The organism is Mediterraneibacter torques, from assembly GCF_044591705.1.
In the GTDB taxonomy this organism is placed as follows: Bacteria; Bacillota; Clostridia; order Lachnospirales; family Lachnospiraceae; genus Mediterraneibacter; species Mediterraneibacter torques.
Genome location: NZ_CP172594.1, coordinates 2,960,378 through 2,979,783, shown reverse-complemented (window position 1 = coordinate 2,979,783; position 19,406 = coordinate 2,960,378). Strand labels below are relative to the sequence as shown.

Here is a 19,406-nt window from a genome sequence, read left to right as displayed (position 1 = left end):
AAGTAACTCCTAATCAATAGAATAGAGAGATATAAAGGCAGAATCTCTCTATTACATTTTACATCAAAAGCGGTTCTTAGGCAATGAGAAATAATGTGTATAACTTTATTCCTTAAATGAAAAACTAAATTCCACCATCATGCTGAATTTAGTCTTACTCTCTTCTTCTATATCCTATATTATTTTAGTACCTTCTATCCGCAGTAGAAAAGAGGTACTTATGTGTAAATCTATCCCTGGAAATCAAAAGCATATGACAATGGATCAGCGTATTATAATTGAAAAAAGGTTGGATCAAGGAAACTCCCTCCATAGCATTGCGCTACAGTTAGGAAAAGATCCAACCACTATCTCCAAAGAAATTAAAAAGCACCGCACTATTCAGGAACATAGCCACTTCAATGAATCAAAAAATAAATGTGCTCTAATAAAAGACTGCAAAAAAAAGAATATCTGTGAAATCTATGCTCCGATATGCAAAAGAATGTGTAAACTCTGCAACCACTGTAATTCCCATTGCGATGATTTCATTCCTCGCAGTTATCATTGTTCCAAACTAGATAAAGCTCCCTTTGTATGCAATGCTTGCAGTAAAAAAAGCGGATGCCGTTTGGATAAGGCTTATTATAGAGCCACGATTGCTCACAGGGAATATCGAACCGTTCTGATTGAATCGCGAACTGGTATCAACATTTCTCCTGAAGATTTGATAAGGCTGGATGAACTGGTTTCCCCACTGATTATGCAGGGGCAGTCCCCTTACATGATCCTACAGAATCATCCGGAGATCCCTTACTCAGAAAAAACGCTTTACAATTACATTGAATCCGGAGCTTTGAGTGTTAAAAATATCGATCTGCCTAAAAAAGTAAAATATAAGCTCCGTTCTTCCGGCTCTTCTGAATTAGTTGATAAAACAATCTATGAAGGTCGTACTTACAAAGACTTTCAGGCATTTTTAAAAGAGTTCCCGGATACAAGAGTTACTGAAATGGATACCGTTCTCGGCTGTGAAGGTTCCCACAAGGTGTTACTCACTTTCCACTTTTCCGAATGTTCTTTTATGATGGCGTATCTTCTTGACAGCAAAGAATCCGATCATATAAAAAATGTATTTGACTCCATTGAGCATGCGATTGGAACCTTTTCTTTTGCCTCTGCTTTTTCGCTGATTTTAACGGACAGAGGCGGTGAATTTCAGATTCCGGATGCATTGGAATGTGGTGAAGACAACCTGATTCGGACAAGTATTTATTATTGTGATCCGATGTGTTCCTGGCAAAAGCCGCATTGTGAAAAGAACCATGAATATATCCGAAAAATATGCCCGAAAGGAACATCCTTTGACGATTACTCGCAAAAAGAGATCAATCTGATGATGAGCCATATCAACAGTACTCCAAGACAAAGCCTTGGTGGATTGTCGCCTATGGCTCTTGCAAAAATCATGCTCCCACATGAACTTTTAAATTTTTTTGCTCTCACTGAAATACCGGCAGATGAGATCGTATTAACGCCTGCATTATTGAAAAAATAAAACCAGATAATAAAACAAATCTGCGGATAAAGGCTCCATATCACACATACCAGACAAGTGGAATTTAGTCTTACAGAGCAGATTCCAGTTGTCTCATTAGCATACATTTTTATTGCAGAAAAGCATTTATTATCTGGTTAAATTCCACTTTAAAGGATTTGACACAATTCGTCAAACCCTAAAATATCGAATTTAGTCTTCTGTATGGAATTTACTTTTACATATGGAATTTACTTATTCACTCAACCTGTATAACTTTATTCACAACAATAATCTGCGTAATATAGACGTTTTTTTGAAAAAAATTGTTTTATTCACAGCTTATCCCAAAGTTTTTAACAAGTTATCCACATAAAAAACGAAAATTTTCCCCATTCTGTGAATAACTTTTGGAAAAGTCAAAATAACTTGCATTATTTTAACAATTCAGCTTTTGTTATTTGTAAAACTGTGATGTATGCTTATTATAGTAGCGTTATTGCAAAATATTTCTATGAAACCCTTGATTTTGCTTGACTTATAGCAGGTTTCTTACTATAATTAAGAGCAGTGTTTTTTCAAATTATAATAAGAAAAGGTTAAATTTGATAAAAGCGCGGAAAAAAAACGTTAATTATTGTGAATACTTTATTATAAGGTATATCAGAAAAGAGGAGGTGTATTTGATATGAAAATGACATTTCAGCCGAAAAAAAGATCCAGATCTAAAGTTCACGGATTCAGAGCAAGAATGAGCACACCGGGCGGAAGAAAAGTATTAGCTGCCAGAAGAGCAAAAGGAAGAAAACAGTTATCAGCTTAGGCCGCATATATGTGGCCTTTTCTTCTATTTATTTTTATTAAGCAGTCAGGACAGACTGAAGAAGAGGTTTTGAATGAAATTTTCCCAGTCTTTAAAGAAAAACAGAGATTTTCAGAATGTTTATAAAAAGGGAACGTCTTTTGCAAACAGTTATCTTGTTATGTACATTTTAGAAAATGGACTTCAGGAAAACCGAATAGGGATATCGGTAAGTAAAAAAGTCGGAAACAGTGTTGTCAGACATCATCTGACCAGACTGATAAGAGAGAGTTACAGACTGTCGGAAGAACATTTCCGTTGTGGAATAGATATAGTTGTAATTGCAAGAACAAGTGCCAAAGGAAGAAATTATCATGAGATTGAGAGCGCACTGATCCACCTCGGAAAGCTTCATAAAATATATAAATAATTAAAAGGAAGTGGCGCGGATGAAGCAGGTGATGTTATGGCTGATCCGGTTTTACAGAAAGTATTTATCCGGTATGAAAGGATACAGCACATGTAAGTATTATCCCACATGTTCCCAGTATGGGATCGAGGCGATAGAAAAATACGGTGCGGTTAAAGGCGGTGCACTGACCGTCTGGAGAATCCTGCGCTGCAATCCGTTTTCAAAAGGCGGGTATGATCCGGTACCTTAAGGAGGACAAGTAATGGAAATTTTTGTAATGTCGGCTGCAGGAATTTATGACTGGCCGATCATTAAGCAAGTATCATGGCTGTTAGGTCAGGTCATGAACGGAATCTACAACGCGTTGAGCGCAATCGGAATTGAAAATATCGGTGTGGCGATTATCGTATTTACGATTATCGTATATACGCTTCTTCTTCCGCTTACGATCAAACAGCAGAAGTTTACAAAGATGTCGGCAGTAATGCAGCCGGAGATTCAGAAGATCCAGAAAAGATATGCAAATAAAAAGGATCAGGCTTCCATGCTGAAACAGCAGGAAGAGATGAATATGGTTTACGATAAATATGGTCTGAAGATGTCAAGCGGATGTCTTCCTTCATTATTGCAGCTCGTATTCCTGTTCGGACTTTATCCGGTAGTACAAAATATTCCGGAATATGTTACAAAAGTAAGAAACGTATATATACCTCTTGTTGAGAAAATCCAGGCAACAACAGGATATGAGAAGATTATGTCATCTCTTGCGACAGGTCTTGTTCCGGGAGCTGAATCATTAGATTATACTAAAGCGGGCAATATGATCGAAGTGATGTATAAATTCCAAAGTTCCACATGGAATGAGCTGGTCGATAAGATGCCGAAACTTGAAAGCGTTGTAAATAATACTATGTCAGAAGTTTCTCATCTGAATAACTTTTTGGGAGTCGATATAGGAGCACATCCGTGGAATCTTCTTACAGATGCTTTGGCGGCGGCTTCGATCGCAGGAGTTATTATCGCAGTACTGATTCCGGTACTTGCAGGTTTGACACAGTTTATCAGCGTGAAACTTTCACAGGCAGGCGCAGGTGGAGCGGCAATGAGTGATGATAATCCGATGGCAGCTTCCATGAAGACAATGACTTATACAATGCCGTTGATCTCTGTTGTATTCGGTTTTACACTCCCGGCAGGACTTGGTTTATACTGGGTAGCCAGCGCGGCTGTACGAAGCGTTCAGCAGCTTGCGGTAAATAAATATTTGTCGAAAAAGAGTATTGATGATATTATAAAAGAAAATCAGGAAAAAGCGAAAAAGAAACGCGAGAAAAAAGGTACTTCGGCAGAAGAAATCAATAAGATGGCAACAACAAGTACCCGGAACGTAGGAACATCTTCTTCTAAGGCAAAGGGAAGAGCAATCGATGCCGAAAAAGAAGAAAAGATCAGAAAAGCACAGGAACTTGCGAAAAATGCAAAACCCGGAAGTCTTACATCAAAGGCAAATCTTGTAAATAAATATAACAGCGGTGTAAAAACAGAAGAAGTGATTCCGGAGAAGCAGGATAATAAAAAGAAGAAGTAAACTGTTTGCGGGAAAGGAATGAATGGTATGAAAGGTAGTATCAGAGTATCTGCGAAAACTTTGGACGATGCGATTACAGAAGCGTTGATTCAATTAGGTGTTACAAGCGACAGACTTGAATATAATGTCATTGAAAAAGGAAGCGCAGGTTTTCTTGGAATCGGTATGAAACAGGCTGTGATCGAAGCGTGGAAAAAAGAAGATAAAGAAGAAGAAGAGTTTCTGAAAGCTGTCGAAGAAACAATAAGAGAGAATCCCGTAAAAGAGTATTTTGCAAAAGAAGACAATGTAAAAGAAGATGATGTAAAAGAACATCAGGCAGAAGAAGCAGCGAAAAAGGAAGAAGCTGTGCGGGAAGAAAAGACAGAAAAAGAAGAAGCTTCAGCAAATGCAAAAGAAGAAAAGTCAGAGCCGGTATCTGTAAAAGAAAAAGAGCTTCTTGCAAAAGTAGAAGATGAGACGATCAGATATGTAGAGCAGTTTGTAAAAGACACATTAAAAGCGATGGATATGGATGTTGAGATCACATCGTCAATCGACAAAGACGGAGCTCTTTATGTTGATATGAAAGGTGAGAATATGGGAATTCTTATCGGTAAGAGAGGACAAACTCTTGATTCCCTTCAATATCTTGCAAACCGCGTTGCAAACAAACATCAGTCAGGTTATGTAAGAGTGAAACTCGATACAGAAAATTATCGTGCAAGAAGAGAAGAGACATTAAAACATCTTGCGAAAAATATTGCACATAAGGTAAAAAGGAACAGAAGACCTGTTATACTTGAGCCGATGAACCCGTATGAAAGAAGGATTATTCATTCCACACTGCAGTCAGATCCATATGTAACGACACACAGTGAAGGTGAAGAGCCGTACAGAAAAGTTGTAGTTACATTAAAAAGATAATTAAATAAAATAAAAGACGTCTGATAGTTTGCGGATATCGTGAAACGTCAGGCGTTTTTTTGTGAATAAATAAGTGGATAAATAAGCTGACGTTTACGGAAATGTTTTAAGTTGACGAATGGGAACTTTCAATCTAAAATAAAATGTAATGCTTTATTTTTAGTTTGCGGGAAGTTAAGTATTAAATTAAGAAATCGGGAGAACGGGATAAAATGAGAAAAGAAACGATCGCAGCCATATCGACCGGAATGACAAACTCGGGAATAGGAATTGTGAGAATCAGCGGAGAGGAAGCTGTTTTAGTTGCAGACCGTATTTACAGAGGTAAGAAAAAGCTTTGTGAAGTAAAAAGCCATACGATAAATTATGGATATATTGTAGACAGAGAAATATCTTCGGCAGAAAAGAAATCGGAAGAAGTAATAGACGAGGTTCTTGTAACTGTGATGAAAGCTCCCGGAACATTTACAGGAGAAGATACCGTGGAGATAAATTGTCACGGCGGAACATTTGTTGTAAAAAAAGTGTTGGAACTCGTGTTAAAAAACGGGGCAAGTCCTGCCGAACCGGGAGAATTTACAAAGAGGGCATTTTTAAACGGAAAGATGGATCTTTCACAGGCTGAAGCGGTTATAGATGTAATCAATTCCGAAAACGAATATGCACTTCAAAGTTCTGTCAGCCAGCTAAAAGGAAGCGTAAAAAAGAAGATTAATGATATAAGAGAAAAAATTATTTATCATACGGCATTTATAGAGACAGCGCTTGATGATCCGGAGCATATCAGCGTAGATGGATATTCCGATACTTTGCGCAGTTCGGCGGAAGAGATTATTCAGGAATTGGAACGACTGATTCATTCGGCAGATGACGGTCGCGTGATAAAAGAAGGAATCAAAACGGTGATTGTCGGAAAACCGAACGCAGGAAAATCGTCACTTTTGAATGTTCTTGCAGGACATGAGAGAGCAATCGTAACAGATATAGAAGGAACAACGAGAGATGTATTAGAAGAGACGATCAAATTAGGCGTACTCAACTTAAATGTTGTCGATACGGCAGGAATCCGCCAGACAGAAGATCTGATTGAAAAAATCGGCGTAGATAAAGCGTTAGAATATGCAGAGACAGCAGATCTGATCATTTATGTAGTCGATGCATCGAGAAGTCTGGATGAAAATGATGAGAAGATCATTAATATGATCAGTGACAAAAAGTCGATTGTTTTATTAAATAAATCAGATATCGACACTGTGATTTCGGCAGAACATATAAAAGAAAAAGTTTCAAATATTCCGATCATCTCAATATCTGCAAAAGAAGAAAGAGGAATCAAAGACCTGGAAGATAAAGTGAAAGAGATGTTTTTAAAAGGCGACATTTCATTTAATGATCAAGTGTATATATCAAATGTTCGTCAGAAAAACGCTCTGTTGGAAGCTCTCGAAAGTATGAAAAAGGTAATAAGAAGTATCGATGATAATATGCCGGAAGATTTTTATTCGATCGATTTGATGGATGCGTATGAAAGTCTCGGGTATATTACGGGAAATTCAGTAGGAGAAGACTTGATAAATGAAATATTCAGCAAATTCTGTATGGGAAAATAAAGATCAATATGATATTGCGGTTGTAGGAGCGGGACACGCAGGATGTGAAGCAGCGCTGGCGTGCGCCCGGTTAGGATTTAAAACGGTAATGTTTACGGTAAGTGTAGACAGTATTGCATTGATGCCGTGTAATCCGAATATAGGGGGAAGTTCAAAAGGACATCTTGTAAAAGAAATCGATGCCCTCGGCGGAGAAATGGGAAAGGTGATCGACAAGACATTTATACAGTCGAAAATGTTAAATCAGTCAAAAGGTCCGGCAGTTCACTCTCTTCGTGCACAGGCAGATAAATCCGACTATAGCAAAGAGATGCGGAGGGTTTTGGAAGAACAGGACAATCTTGATATCCGTCAGATGGAAGTGACGGATATTATAGCAGACGATCCGAATGAATCTGGAATTCGGAAAATAAAAGGGGTTCAGACATATTCGGGGGCTATATATCCGTGTAAAGCCGTTATTTTGTGTACAGGCACATATTTAAAAGCCCGCTGCATTTACGGAGAAATAAGTACGCAGACAGGTCCTAACGGGCTGCAGAGCGCAAATTATCTTACCGACAGTTTGAAATCACTTGGAATTAAGATGTATAGATTTAAAACGGGAACTCCTGCAAGAATTGATAAAAACTCAATCGATTTTACAAAGATGGAAGAACAAAAAGGTGATGAAAGAGTCGTGCCTTTTTCTTTTACGACAGATCCGGAAGACGTTCAGATCGATCAAGTGTCATGCTGGCTTACATATACAAACGAAACGACGCACGAAATCATTCGGGAAAATCTGGACAGATCGCCGCTGTTTTCCGGTGCGATTGAAGGAACAGGACCGAGATATTGTCCGTCGATAGAAGATAAAGTAGTAAAATTCCCAGATAAAAACAGACATCAGGTCTTTATTGAGCCGGAAGGAATCCATACAAATGAAATGTATGTCGGCGGAATGTCGAGTTCATTACCGGAAGACGTTCAGTATGCAATGTATAGAAGTGTTCCGGGTTTGGAACATGCAAAGATCGTAAGAAATGCATATGCGATCGAGTATGATTGTATAGATGCAAGGCAGTTAAAAAGTACGTTGGAATTTAAAAATATAGAAGGATTATTCAGCGGCGGGCAGTTTAACGGAAGTTCGGGATATGAAGAAGCTGCGGCACAGGGAATCGTAGCCGGAATTAATGCGGCAAGAAAATTGCAGGGAAAAGAAGGAATTGTCATTGACAGATCACAGGGGTATATAGGTGTTTTAATCGATGATCTCGTTACAAAAGAGAGTCGCGAGCCATATCGGATGATGACGTCAAGAGCAGAGTACAGACTTTTGCTCAGACAGGATAATGCAGACCAAAGATTAACAAAATTAGGATATGAGATAGGCCTTATCAGCGAAGAAAGATACGAGAAACTGCTTGAAAAAGAACGGTTGATCGAAGAAGAAATACATCGGGTGGAACGGGTAAATATCGGAACGTCGGAAGAAGTTCAGAATCTGTTAAAAACATATGAAAGCACCCCGTTAACATCAGGAACAACTCTTGCGGAACTGATCAGAAGACCTGAATTATCGTATGAAAAACTTGCTCCGATAGACAAAAACAGAAAAAATCTTCCCGGAGACGTGGCACAGCAGGTTGATATTAACATTAAATACGACGGGTATATAAAACGTCAGATGCGTCAAGTGGAACAATTTAAAAAATTGGAAAATAAAAAGATACCGGAAGATATAAATTATGATGAAATAAAAAGTCTCCGTATAGAAGCAAAACAGAAATTAAATCAGATCCGTCCTGCATCGATAGGACAGGCATCCAGAATATCAGGAGTATCTCCGGCAGATGTATCGGTTCTTCTTGTTTATTTAGGAAGCAGATGAGAAGTATTTAGAATGTAGATAGAGAATAAAATATAAAATAGATTTTATATTTGTATGAAGTATTATCATTAAAAGCTCTGTTCTATTATAAATAGAACAGAGCTGAAAAGTGGAACAGTTAAAAGAGGAAAAGATGATGGCAGAAAAAAGTAAGTTTGAAGAAGAACTTGAAAAATTGAATATTAATCTTACAGAACATCAGAAAGAGCAGTTTGATCGCTATTATGAAATGCTCGTAGAATGGAATAATGTAATGAATCTGACAGGAATTACCGATTATGACGAGGTAAATCTGAAACATTTTACAGATAGTCTGACGCTTGTAAGAAATATAGATATGAATAAGATAGATGCGGTAATAGATATAGGAACAGGAGCAGGTTTTCCCGGACTTCCGATAAAGATAGCGTTTCCGCATATTCACGTTGTTTTGCTTGATTCATTAAATAAAAGAATAAAATTCTTAAATGCAGTTATAGAAGAATTAGATCTTGCAGACGTCGAAACACTTCACGGAAGAGCGGAAGATTATGCGAAAAGAAAGGAATACAGAGAACAGTTTGATCTTTGCGTATCGAGAGCTGTTGCAAATTTATCAACTTTGAGTGAGTATTGTATTCCTTTTGTAAAAAGAAACGGATATTTTGTTTCATATAAAAGCGGCTCATCTGATGAAGAAATTCAACAGGCAGAAAAGGCAGTGAATATACTTGGCGGAAAAATCGAAAAAACAGACAAATTTTTATTACCGGAAACAGATATGGGAAGGGCGCTTGTAAATATTAAAAAGATTAAAATTACACCGGCAAAATATCCGAGGAAGGCCGGAATGCCTTCAAGAGAGCCGTTATAACATGTCGGCATATAAAGGTTGCGCATAAAAATATTATAAAAACGGAAATACAAGAAAAAAGAGAGAATATATAACTAAAAGTGAGCATATATAACTAAAAAATGTGAATAAGTATAATTGAGGAATAAATAAAAACGCCGGAATACGGCGTTTTTATTTATTAAAATTTAAATTTTAAAAAGTATTCTATAAAATGAATTTAAAAAGATAAATTTATGAATGTCATATATTGATAAGCTATTTCTCTAAGAGCGGTTTTACTATTTCAATAAATTCATCCGATTTTTCCACATGAGGAAGCATTTTAGCATGATCTATTCCGATGATTTCTATCTCCGGAATTTGATTTTGATATTGGTTTGCGGAAAGAATATTTTCAGGATTATCATTTCCTATAATAATTGTAATTTTATTTTTTAATTTGCCCAGACAAAAAGAAATATTTGCATTTGTATAACCCAATTTCTGACAGGCGTATACATATTTTGAATGAGATTTATTTCTGTGCGATGATTCAAAACATCCTAATATATCTTTTTCATTTACTTTGTTTTGATTGTAGAAATATGCGGAAGTAAATCTCTCGTATATAATGGATTTTCTTGTTTTTATGTTATATATAAAAGTACCTATAACAGGCATATATAGTATGTTTTTTAATAATTTGCTCTGTTTAGAAGGAACTTTTGCAAGTGAAACTAAGCTTTGAGGATTTATCATTATAATACGATCGATTAAGGTGTCGTCATTTGCACATGTCATTAAAACAAAAGGAGAGGAGTCCCGCGAAACAATGACGTCTGTTTTTTCACCTATTACATTTTTGATAAAATCGGTAAGCAGCTGCACATATAAAAAGTTAGTATATGTTAAGATCGGACGTTCAGAACAACCACATCCAAGCAAATCAATAGAATATACAGTGTTTGTTGCTGAAAAGTGATCTATGATCTTATTCCATTCATGAGAAGATGAGAAAACATTAAAATTGTGTATAAGAAGAAGAGGCGTTCCTGCCCCTTTCTTTTTATAAGAAATTTTTCCGTATTTCCAATCATAGACGTTATAATCATCTGCACCAAGAAGATTATCAGCAGTAGCAATATATGTAGAGATTCTGTTAAAAACATGCATTGCCGTTAAAGAAACACCTGTAAAAACAGCAATTCTCTTTAATAACTTATTCTTATCCATAGGATTTCACCATCTTTCAATACTTTATTTAATTATTATACTACACTGAATTTATCAATTCAAGAATGAAAGAAATAATAAGAATATTTTAAGAGATAATAGAAATGATTTATAAAATGTTTCACGTGAAACATTTTATTGTAATAAAAAGCAGAAGTAGAAATAAAAAAGTCAAAAATAAAAAATGATTTTTTGTTAGTAATGGTAGATATAAAAGGTTATTTTAAAAGATAAAAACGTGAAAAGTTAATAAAATGTTTCACGTGAAACATTCAAAAGTTATAGATTAATAATTTAAAAAGTGGTATAATATAAAATACGCAAACATAAAGAATTTAGATTGTGAAAACATCAGTGTTCTTATTGCGAGCGTCTTGGAATATGAAGCAATATTATATAAAATATGTTAAAAGAACGCATATGAGGAGGCAAAAATGGGGAGAATAATAGCTATTGCCAACCAAAAAGGCGGGGTAGGTAAGACAACAACTTCTATAAATCTATCGGCTGCTCTTGCAAGTAAAGGGAAAAAAGTTCTTGCTCTTGATATGGATCCACAAGGAAATATGACAAGTGGTTTAGGTGTTGATAAAGACGAAGCTGAAAAAACAGTTTATGATCTGATAATAGGAAATGCGGGAATTGAAGAGTGTATATGTAAAGATGCACTTGAAAATCTTGACGTTCTTCCTTCTAATATAAACCTTTCGGCGGCAGAGATTGAATTGATCGGTGTTGAAAATAAGGAATATATATTAAAAACTGAAGTGAAAAAAGTAAAAGATGAATATGATTTTGTTGTAATTGATTGTCCGCCTGCATTGAGCATGCTTACAATAAATGCAATGACAACGGCTGATTCTATAATAGTGCCTATACAATGCGAATATTATGCATTGGAAGGACTGAGTCAGTTGATACATACGATTGAACTTGTACAGGAGAGATTGAATCCGAATCTTGAGATAGAAGGCGTCGTATTTACAATGTATGATGCAAGAACGAATCTTTCCCTACAAGTTGTGGAAAACGTTAAGGATAATTTGAATCAGAATATTTATAAGACAATTATTCCGAGAAATATTAGATTAGCGGAAGCTCCTAGTTATGGAATGCCGATCAATCTTTATGATCCGAAGTCAACAGGAGCTACGAGTTATATGCTGTTGGCAGAAGAAGTTATTCATAAAGGAGAAGAGTGATTATGGCAGGGAAAAGAAATGGTCTTGGAAAAGGATTGGATAGTCTTATCCCGAATAAGACTGTGAAGGAAGAATCAGCATCTCAGCAGAAAGTAAGTAAAGAAAAACAAGAAAAAAATGTTGGATCCGGGGAAATATTAGTAAAAATAAATGAAGTTGAACCGAACAGAGAACAGCCAAGAAAAGAATTTGATGAAGATTCGCTTATGGAATTGGCAGATTCTATCAGGCAATTTGGAATATTACAGCCGCTTCTTGTTCAAAAAAAGAAAGATTATTATGAAATCATAGCGGGTGAGAGAAGATGGAGAGCTGCAAAGCTTGCGGGAATTAAAGATGTTCCGATTATTGTGAAAAACTATACGGATCAGGAGATTGTTGAAATTTCTCTTATTGAAAATATTCAGAGGGAAAATTTGAATCCGATCGAGGAAGCAATGGCATATAAACGTCTGCTAGAGGAATTTGATTTAAAACAAGATGAAGTTGCAGAGCGGGTTTCAAAAAGCCGGACAGCGGTAACGAATTCCATGCGGCTGCTTAAACTAAGTGAGCGTGTACAGCAGATGATAGTTGATGATATGATCAGTACAGGACATGCAAGAGCTTTGTTGGCGCTTGACGATGAAGAACAGCAGTATATATTGGCAAACAAGATATTTGATGAAAAATTAAGCGTTCGGGAAACTGAAAAACTTGTAAAAGCTTTAAAAAATCCCAAAAAAGAAGTAAAAGTACAAAAACAAGAACACATGTTTGTGTACGATAATCTCGAAGAACACTTGAAAAATATAATAGGAACAAAAGTGAGTGTTAACCCAAAAGCGAATGGAAAGGGAAAGATTGAGATAGAATATTATTCAGAGGAAGAACTTGAAAGAATCTATGATTTGATCATGTCTATTCAATCAAAATAGAAGAAATAGAAATGTGAAAAGGAAGAACGTATAGAAAAAAGATGAAGCAAAAGTCATAAAATATGGGGAGATGAAAAGAAATGAAAGGTATATTGGATAGTTGGGGAGTAGATCCGTTTTATCTGTTTGTCGTTATGTTTATCATACAGATTGTAATGATCGTATTGTATGTGATGCTGAATACAAAATATAGACGTTTACAGAAAAGTTATGTAACATTTATGCGTGGAAAAAACGGAAAAAATCTTGAAAAAAGTATTTTCGGCAAATTTGATGAACTGGATGAAATCGCAGAACTTGTGAGAGCAAATGAAAAAGAAGTAAAAGAAATTTCGGAAAAAATGAAAACACATTATCAGAAGGTCGGAATTGTCAAATACGATGCTTTTCACGAAATGGGCGGAGAATTGAGTTTTGCACTTACAATGCTGGATGAAAACAATAACGGATGGATCTTCAATGCAATGCACAGCAGAGAAGGCTGTTACACTTATATAAAAGAAGTTGTAAACGGTGAAAGCTATATTGAGTTATCATCCGAAGAAAAAGAATGTCTGGAAAAAGCGGTGTATCAAGAAAAATATGATTTGAGAGATATGGAAGAATAACCGTATAGAAAAGTGTGATCATAAAGAAAAGATATAAGTTTTAGCAATAATAAAATGTGAATTTTAATTAGGAAAAGAGTAAAGAAGAAAAAGGAGTATATGTTATGTTAGATATTAAATTTTTAAGAAGTAACCCAGAAATCGTAAAACAAAATATTAAAAATAAATTTCAGGATGAAAAACTTCCTCTTGTTGATGAAGTAATTGAATTAGACTTAAGAAACAGAGAGATAAAGCAGGAAGTAGAAGCTCTTCGTGCAGAAAAGAATAAATCTTCAAAAGAAATCGGAGCAATGATGGCTCAGAAAAAATTTGAAGAAGCAGAAGTTCTTAAGAAAAAAGTAAGTGAAAGCGCAGGAAGAATCGAGGAGTTGTCTGTAGAAGAAAAAGAAGTTGAAGAAAAAATCAAGAAAATCATGATGACCATTCCGAATATTATCGATCCGTCTGTTCCGATTGGAAAAGATGACAGTGAGAATGTAGAACTCGAGCGTTTTGGAGAGCCGGTAGTTCCTGATTTTGAAATTCCGTATCACACAGAGATTATGGAAGCGTTTAACGGCATTGATCTTGACAGTGCGAGAAAAGTTGCAGGAAACGGTTTTTATTATCTTATGGGAGATATAGCAAGACTGCATTCGGCAGTGATATCTTATGCCCGCGATTTTATGATCAACAGAGGTTTTACATATTGTATACCTCCGTTTATGATTAGAAGTAATGTTGTTACAGGCGTAATGAGTTTTGCGGAAATGGATGCGATGATGTATAAGATTGAAGGAGAAGATCTTTATCTTATCGGAACAAGCGAGCATTCTATGATCGGAAAGTTTATTAATACACAGCTTACGGAAGAGGAACTTCCACAGACACTGACAAGTTATTCACCTTGTTTCAGAAAAGAAAAAGGAGCTCACGGAATCGAAGAAAGAGGAGTATACCGTATTCATCAGTTTGAAAAACAGGAAATGATCGTTGTCTGCAAACCGGAAGAAAGTATGGAGTGGTATGAAAAATTGTGGAAAAATACAGTTGATCTGTTCCGTTCTATGGATATTCCGGTAAGAACACTTGAGTGTTGTTCGGGAGATCTTGCAGATTTGAAAGTGAAGTCTGTAGATGTAGAAGCGTGGTCTCCGCGTCAGAAAAAATATTTTGAGGTAGGAAGTTGTTCAAATCTCGGAGATGCACAGGCTAGACGTCTCGGTATTCGCGTGAAAGGTAAAGACGGAAACTATTTTGCACATACACTGAATAATACAGTTGTCGCTCCGCCGAGAATGCTGATTGCATTTTTGGAAAATAATCTTCAGGCTGACGGATCGGTAAAAATTCCTGAAGTTCTCAGACCGTATATGGGCGGAAATGAGAAAATAGAAGTCAAGAAAAAATAAGAGTAAAAAGATCTGAAAACAATCAAGACAGAAAGATGAAAAATAGATGCATAAGTATTTAAAAGCGTTAGGATTTGATAATATTCAAACAAGATCAGACTTAAAAAAGCTGTTGGAAGAAGTTGAAGAGCAGTGTACTCATCAGACAATAGTTTCTTATAAGCCGGGAGAAGATTTCTGTGAGCTGAAAAAAGAATACGGACAAAGTATGGGAATTGCACTGTGCGGCGGATTAGATGAAAGAGAATATTTTGATCCTTATTATTATTTTCCGTATTTTGAAGGAAGCGGTATAAGCACATATGCAGAAATTGCCGTAGAGAGAAAAATTGAAAAAGAACAATATCTCGGAATGTGTGAAGATTCTAAGATCGGAATAAGTCTGATATTTACGGTGCAGAACGGAATCGAATATATGAGAGAACGTCAGGCCGGATTCCCGGCAGATCCGACGACGTCAGTTACTTTATCCGGGCTTGCTTTATCAGGAATGATATTGCTTCCGGTAAGCAAAGACGAGAAAAGCGTAAGGTCGGAAAAAGAAGCTTCGGATAACCGGAAGATGCTCATTAATGCAGCAAGAAACGGAGATCAGAGCGCGATAGAAACACTGACATTAGACGATATAGATATGTATTCTCAAGTTTCAAAAAGACTTGCAAATGAGGATATATTTTCTATAGTGGATACGTATTTTATGCCGTATGGAATAGAGTGCGATCTTTATTCTATCATGGGAGAGATACTGGCAGTCCGCAGACGAAAAAACATCGTCACGAACAGGGAAGTTTATCAGATGAAGCTTAATGTAAATGAACTTCAATTTGATATATGTGTTCCCGTATCCGAGACGATGGGAGAACCTGAGATCGGAAGGCGCTTTAAAGGAACGATATGGCTGCAGGGATATATTAATTTTTAATATGAATAATCGCCGGAAGAGCCGAAAGGCACACTACGGGATCATCTTTTGTTTTCGAGTCAGCATAAATGCAGAGATTGCAGAAGCGGCTGGAATTGTCAGAACAATTCCGAATGTTCCGCATAGTCCCTGAGCAATTTCGATGCTGAGATAATTAGAATTGATAAGTTGGTTAAATTGTACTTGATATGAGAGGAACACAAGTAATGTGATGAATGCACTGCCTGTAAATGCAAGGATCAGTGTATTCGTCATTGTTCCGATCATATCTTTTCCTATTTCTATACCGGATCTGAAAATATCTTTTGCAGTAAGAGTCGGATTATGGTGATAAATTTCGTAAAGTGATGAAACGACAGACATTCCGACATCCATGATCGCACCGAGAGAAGAAATTACAACTCCCGCAAAAAGAACGTCTTTAATCTGTAGACCGGTTTCTTCATGTATTAAAATCAAACCTTCGGCATCTGCCGAACTGAATCCGTCCACATGGATCATGGCAGATGTGATAAGGAAAAGAATAAGCGCAAAAAACATTCCAATCATTGTAGATAAAATCGCGGAAAATGTTTTCCCGCTTTGTCCGTTTAACAGAAGAAGAGTAACTGCCGTGGACAGTATGGCACATATGATACTGGATGCGATCGGCGGCCATCCTGAGAATACGGCAGGCAGGAGAAATTCAATGATAAGAAGCATAGAATAAAGAAGCCCTGCGATTGATTTTAATCCCTTTCCTCCGCCGATACAAAAGATCGCGGCTGCAAGAACGGCGGCACATGCAAAAAGAGAAAATGTGCGGTCATAATTGTATACAGTATAATATGGCTCAATATTATCAGGCTGATCGATATTGATAATAAGAGGCATATGGATTTTCGCATGAACATTATGTGTTTTCGTTAGATAATTTGTTACTTCTATAATTTTACCTTTTTGAATTCCTTCGGACATTTTTATTTTTAAATCCTGACTGCCGAGGTGAATTTTAAGTTCTTTATCATATTCAATGTCCTCATTAGAAATCTCCACTACGACACCTTTGTCGTAGTGGAGTGTATCTGTGCTGTATCGAGAATAGCTTTTAAACCCGAAATTCTGAAGAATAAGTATAGTGAGGACACTGAGGAAAATAAGTATCAGTACAATATAGTTTTGCTTTATTTTTCTCAACATCATTTTATCCTATCTGATCTTAAGCAGATCTCCTTCTTTTTGTAATAAATGCAATAACGGAAAGTGATGCGGCAAGCAGCAAAGCTATCGGAGCAAAAGTGGTGATATCGCCGGTTTTTGCGGACGGAGCAGAAGTATTTGCTTTATTACTGCTGTTGTTATTGTTGTTGGCATTATTATTGCCGCTGTTATTGCCATTGTTGTTATTGCCGTTGTTGTTATTGCCGTTATTGTTATTGCCGTTATTGTTATCGCCGTTATTGTTATTACCATTGTTATCATTACCGTTTTGATCATCGGTTTTGACAAGATTCTCGTAAGCTGTCTGAAGATCTAAAAGCGATGCATCCAGCATATCTTGTGTGGCATCAGAATTTTTTAACAGTTCTTCTGCTGATGTAAGAGCATCGGAAAAGGACTTCCAACTGTCTTTTGTATAATCAGACTCCGATAAATTCATATTTTTAAGTTCATTTATCTTATTGAGAAGAGCTGTATTATCCGCTTTGTAGATTGTAAATTCATCTAATAAAGATAGATCATCGGCGTAATAAGTTTTCATTGTGTAAGAAGTATCTGTCACTTTAATATCTGTTACCGTTCTTCTGTAAGATTGATCCATCTTAGCGGAATATTCGGCATTCGGAGCTTTGATATCATAGTATTTACTACCGGAAGCAGAGTTTGCGGTAAGATAAAGAATTCCTGTCGGATTTGTAACGCTGCTCTGAACTCCTTTACTTGTGTCAGGAGTTGTTCCGTCCATCATATAAGTTCTTGTGTAAACATGATCATGTCCCATTAATACAACATCAATATCAAGATCTTTGAAAACTTGAGGAAGTTCATTACGTCTTGTAATGATATCGCCGTCGTCAACATGACTTGCAGTTGAGAAAATAGAATGGTGAAAAACAACTGTTTTCCATTTTACATTCGGATTTGCAGCGATTGCTTCTTCGATAAATGCTTTATGTTCTGCGGTGGATCTGTCATTGGAGTTTAAATTAATGAAAAGTGTATTTTCGTAAACAAACCAGTAGTCGCTTCCGGCAGTTGTCTGTCCTTTATCAGCGCTTTCGTTTGGCAGGTTAAAATGCTGATTATATGCGGCAGAACCTGAGTCGTGGTTTCCGATTGTCGTAGCGCTCGGAAGGGAAGTAAACAACTCATTTATGTATCCTGTATACTGTGTTTCATTTGAGGCCGTGTTTACCTGATCTCCGCCTGAAAGAAGAAAGTCGGCGTTAAATTTTGAAGAAATAGTTTTCAAAGTTTCATTCCATCCTTCAATATCGCTGTCTGTGCTGCCGGCGCCGATCTGAGGATCTCCTACGAAGGCGAATTCATAAGAACCGTCGTTGTTTCCGGAAGTAAAACTATAAATATCACTGATTGTATCGCCATTTTTTACACGATACACATATTCTTTATCAGGAAGAAGTCCTGTAAGAACCGCTTGATTAGAATAGAATCCTTTTTCGTTTGCAGCTGTTGAAGAAGCGGGTACAGTTAAGTAATTTTCAGGGAATGTATCGCCTGTTTTTACCGCATACTGAACTTCTCCTGCCGTTTCTGTGTCGGCGTACCACGTAATTCCCTGACTTGACGTATCGTTTCCTACAGTTAGAAAAATAGATTTCTGCGTTACTTTTTCATCATTGCTTCCGCTGTTATCGCCGTCTGTATTATTTTCATTATAGTTTAAAGACAAATTCTGAAATTCAAAGTAAATATCAGAACTGGATTCACGGTCTTGATGAAGTTCTACAGAAAGAACGTTTGATCCCTCTTTTAAGATGCTTTTCAGTTGATCTTTTGTAAGAACAACTGAAGCTTCTTTAGGAGCTCCTGCGCTTACTCCTGCATAATAAAGATTATTTTCATGCTTTTCATCCGGCATGTCGGCTGAAGTGATCAACTGTCCGTTTAAGTAAACGGCAACAGCGTCGTCATGGAAAAGAGTTCCTGTGACAGAAGTGATCTGATCAATATTTTGTGCATTAAAAGTTGTACGGAAGAAAAATGTCGGAGTACATTTGCTGTTTTCTTGATCTTGATATTGCTGTAAAAGAACTGTCGGAGTAAATCCGTTAAAAGATGTAAGAGCGCCCCTTTTCGCACCGAATTTTCCGGCGGCAGACTTCCATGCAGAGTCATTAAAATCAGGAGTAGTCCAAGCAGTGAGCGAGGACAGCCCGGATGCCGGATCTGTGTTGTTGTCAAGATATTTCCATGTTGTCTTTTCATTGACTACGGTTACATTTTCCTCGGTATTCTGCTCTTTTGCGTAAGCAGTGACCAAAGCGGCGGAACACGGAAATGCATTTATAACGCTTCCCGTTCCGAGAATTGCTGCAATCGCCGCAGCGCCGATCTGTAATTGAACGATTCGTTTTTTCATAATAACCTTGTATGATAATTAGG

General features: G+C 36.7%; 17 protein-coding genes. 14 read left to right on the top strand and 3 right to left on the bottom strand.

Features of this window, described 5'->3' with window-relative positions:
• The first annotated feature begins 220 nt into the window (after nucleotides 1-220).
• The 9 genes from ACH9UM_RS13785 to rsmG all read left to right on the top strand — a co-directional run bounded on the left by ACH9UM_RS13785 (nucleotide 221) and on the right by rsmG (nucleotide 9,563).
• Nucleotides 221-1,537, top strand: coding sequence for an IS30 family transposase (locus ACH9UM_RS13785; RefSeq protein WP_004845211.1), 1,317 nt, complete (start codon nucleotides 221-223; stop codon nucleotides 1,535-1,537).
• Nucleotides 1,538-2,204: 667 nt separating this feature from the next.
• A complete protein-coding gene (gene rpmH, locus ACH9UM_RS13780) occupies nucleotides 2,205-2,339 on the top strand; it encodes a 50S ribosomal protein L34 (RefSeq protein ID WP_004847680.1) in 135 nt (44 codons plus the stop codon).
• Nucleotides 2,340-2,412: 73 nt separating this feature from the next.
• Complete coding sequence (gene rnpA / locus ACH9UM_RS13775; RefSeq protein ID WP_004847679.1) at nucleotides 2,413-2,748, top strand: ribonuclease P protein component; 336 nt, start codon at nucleotides 2,413-2,415, stop codon at nucleotides 2,746-2,748.
• A gap of 19 nt (nucleotides 2,749-2,767) precedes the next feature.
• Nucleotides 2,768-2,980 carry a membrane protein insertion efficiency factor YidD gene (yidD, locus tag ACH9UM_RS13770; RefSeq protein WP_009242967.1) on the top strand — a complete coding sequence of 71 codons (213 nt, stop codon included), beginning with the start codon at nucleotides 2,768-2,770 and terminating at the stop codon, nucleotides 2,978-2,980.
• A gap of 12 nt (nucleotides 2,981-2,992) precedes the next feature.
• Entirely contained in the window at nucleotides 2,993-4,318 is a 1,326-nt protein-coding gene (locus ACH9UM_RS13765) for a YidC/Oxa1 family membrane protein insertase (protein ID WP_009242968.1), read from the top strand.
• 27 nt (nucleotides 4,319-4,345) lie between these two features.
• Nucleotides 4,346-5,224, top strand: a complete 879-nt coding sequence (jag, locus tag ACH9UM_RS13760) for an RNA-binding cell elongation regulator Jag/EloR (RefSeq protein ID WP_009320419.1) — start codon at nucleotides 4,346-4,348, stop codon at nucleotides 5,222-5,224.
• Nucleotides 5,225-5,436: 212 nt separating this feature from the next.
• Complete coding sequence (mnmE, locus tag ACH9UM_RS13755; protein WP_009320420.1) at nucleotides 5,437-6,834, top strand: tRNA uridine-5-carboxymethylaminomethyl(34) synthesis GTPase MnmE; 1,398 nt, start codon at nucleotides 5,437-5,439, stop codon at nucleotides 6,832-6,834.
• Complete coding sequence (mnmG, locus tag ACH9UM_RS13750; protein WP_009320421.1) at nucleotides 6,800-8,710, top strand: tRNA uridine-5-carboxymethylaminomethyl(34) synthesis enzyme MnmG; 1,911 nt, start codon at nucleotides 6,800-6,802, stop codon at nucleotides 8,708-8,710. Before mnmE ends, mnmG begins: the two co-directional genes overlap by 35 nt.
• Nucleotides 8,711-8,843: 133 nt before the next feature.
• A complete protein-coding gene (gene rsmG, locus ACH9UM_RS13745) occupies nucleotides 8,844-9,563 on the top strand; it encodes a 16S rRNA (guanine(527)-N(7))-methyltransferase RsmG (RefSeq protein WP_004847673.1) in 720 nt (239 codons plus the stop codon).
• A gap of 237 nt (nucleotides 9,564-9,800) precedes the next feature.
• On the opposite strand, the gene ACH9UM_RS13740 is transcribed toward rsmG, so the two are convergent.
• Nucleotides 9,801-10,757: a hypothetical protein gene (locus tag ACH9UM_RS13740; RefSeq protein ID WP_004847672.1), complete on the bottom strand. Its 957-nt coding sequence runs from the start codon at nucleotides 10,755-10,757 to the stop codon at nucleotides 9,801-9,803.
• Nucleotides 10,758-11,191: 434 nt separating this feature from the next.
• Here ACH9UM_RS13740 and ACH9UM_RS13735 point away from each other — a divergent pair, with 434 nt between their 5' ends.
• The 5 genes from ACH9UM_RS13735 (at nucleotide 11,192) to ACH9UM_RS13715 (ending at nucleotide 15,800) form a co-directional block, all read left to right on the top strand.
• Nucleotides 11,192-11,959, top strand: a complete 768-nt coding sequence (locus tag ACH9UM_RS13735) for a ParA family protein (protein WP_009320424.1) — start codon at nucleotides 11,192-11,194, stop codon at nucleotides 11,957-11,959.
• Between the two features lie 2 nt (nucleotides 11,960-11,961).
• Nucleotides 11,962-12,876 carry a ParB/RepB/Spo0J family partition protein gene (locus tag ACH9UM_RS13730; RefSeq protein ID WP_009320425.1) on the top strand — a complete coding sequence of 305 codons (915 nt, stop codon included), beginning with the start codon at nucleotides 11,962-11,964 and terminating at the stop codon, nucleotides 12,874-12,876.
• An 80-nt stretch (nucleotides 12,877-12,956) separates the two neighbouring features.
• The gene (locus tag ACH9UM_RS13725) at nucleotides 12,957-13,484 is read left to right on the top strand and encodes a DUF4446 family protein (RefSeq protein ID WP_004847669.1); all 528 of its coding nucleotides are present in this window, start codon (nucleotides 12,957-12,959) and stop codon (nucleotides 13,482-13,484) included.
• A 104-nt stretch (nucleotides 13,485-13,588) separates the two neighbouring features.
• Nucleotides 13,589-14,878 carry a serine--tRNA ligase gene (serS, locus tag ACH9UM_RS13720; protein ID WP_009320426.1) on the top strand — a complete coding sequence of 430 codons (1,290 nt, stop codon included), beginning with the start codon at nucleotides 13,589-13,591 and terminating at the stop codon, nucleotides 14,876-14,878.
• Nucleotides 14,879-14,924: 46 nt separating this feature from the next.
• A complete protein-coding gene (locus tag ACH9UM_RS13715) occupies nucleotides 14,925-15,800 on the top strand; it encodes a DUF3881 family protein (RefSeq protein ID WP_009242973.1) in 876 nt (291 codons plus the stop codon).
• A 33-nt stretch (nucleotides 15,801-15,833) separates the two neighbouring features.
• Here the strand turns inward: ACH9UM_RS13715 and ACH9UM_RS13710 are convergent, their stop codons facing one another.
• Together ACH9UM_RS13710 and ACH9UM_RS13705 are read right to left on the bottom strand one after the other, a co-directional pair.
• Nucleotides 15,834-16,835, bottom strand: coding sequence for a YibE/F family protein (locus ACH9UM_RS13710; RefSeq protein WP_238101274.1), 1,002 nt, complete (start codon nucleotides 16,833-16,835; stop codon nucleotides 15,834-15,836).
• Between the two features lie 163 nt (nucleotides 16,836-16,998).
• Nucleotides 16,999-19,383 (bottom strand): FN3 domain-containing metallophosphoesterase family protein, encoded by a 2,385-nt coding sequence (locus tag ACH9UM_RS13705; protein ID WP_009320428.1) that lies wholly within the window; start codon nucleotides 19,381-19,383, stop codon nucleotides 16,999-17,001.
• Nucleotides 19,384-19,406 lie beyond the last annotated feature (23 nt).

Excerpts from the sequence above, each read along its gene's own strand:
- ACH9UM_RS13785 (WP_004845211.1), top strand. The coding sequence starts at position 221 with ATGTGTAAATCTATCCCTGGAAATCAAAAGCATATGACAATGGATCAG.
- rpmH (WP_004847680.1), top strand. The coding sequence starts at position 2,205 with ATGAAAATGACATTTCAGCCGAAAAAAAGATCCAGATCTAAAGTTCAC.
- rnpA (WP_004847679.1), top strand. The coding sequence starts at position 2,413 with ATGAAATTTTCCCAGTCTTTAAAGAAAAACAGAGATTTTCAGAATGTT.
- yidD (WP_009242967.1), top strand. The coding sequence starts at position 2,768 with ATGAAGCAGGTGATGTTATGGCTGATCCGGTTTTACAGAAAGTATTTA.
- ACH9UM_RS13765 (WP_009242968.1), top strand. The coding sequence starts at position 2,993 with ATGGAAATTTTTGTAATGTCGGCTGCAGGAATTTATGACTGGCCGATC.
- jag (WP_009320419.1), top strand. The coding sequence starts at position 4,346 with ATGAAAGGTAGTATCAGAGTATCTGCGAAAACTTTGGACGATGCGATT.
- mnmE (WP_009320420.1), top strand. The coding sequence starts at position 5,437 with ATGAGAAAAGAAACGATCGCAGCCATATCGACCGGAATGACAAACTCG.
- mnmG (WP_009320421.1), top strand. The coding sequence starts at position 6,800 with ATGAAATATTCAGCAAATTCTGTATGGGAAAATAAAGATCAATATGAT.
- rsmG (WP_004847673.1), top strand. The coding sequence starts at position 8,844 with ATGATGGCAGAAAAAAGTAAGTTTGAAGAAGAACTTGAAAAATTGAAT.
- ACH9UM_RS13740 (WP_004847672.1), bottom strand. The coding sequence starts at position 10,757 with ATGGATAAGAATAAGTTATTAAAGAGAATTGCTGTTTTTACAGGTGTT.
- ACH9UM_RS13735 (WP_009320424.1), top strand. The coding sequence starts at position 11,192 with ATGGGGAGAATAATAGCTATTGCCAACCAAAAAGGCGGGGTAGGTAAG.
- ACH9UM_RS13730 (WP_009320425.1), top strand. The coding sequence starts at position 11,962 with ATGGCAGGGAAAAGAAATGGTCTTGGAAAAGGATTGGATAGTCTTATC.
- ACH9UM_RS13725 (WP_004847669.1), top strand. The coding sequence starts at position 12,957 with ATGAAAGGTATATTGGATAGTTGGGGAGTAGATCCGTTTTATCTGTTT.
- serS (WP_009320426.1), top strand. The coding sequence starts at position 13,589 with ATGTTAGATATTAAATTTTTAAGAAGTAACCCAGAAATCGTAAAACAA.
- ACH9UM_RS13715 (WP_009242973.1), top strand. The coding sequence starts at position 14,925 with ATGCATAAGTATTTAAAAGCGTTAGGATTTGATAATATTCAAACAAGA.
- ACH9UM_RS13705 (WP_009320428.1), bottom strand. The coding sequence starts at position 19,383 with ATGAAAAAACGAATCGTTCAATTACAGATCGGCGCTGCGGCGATTGCA.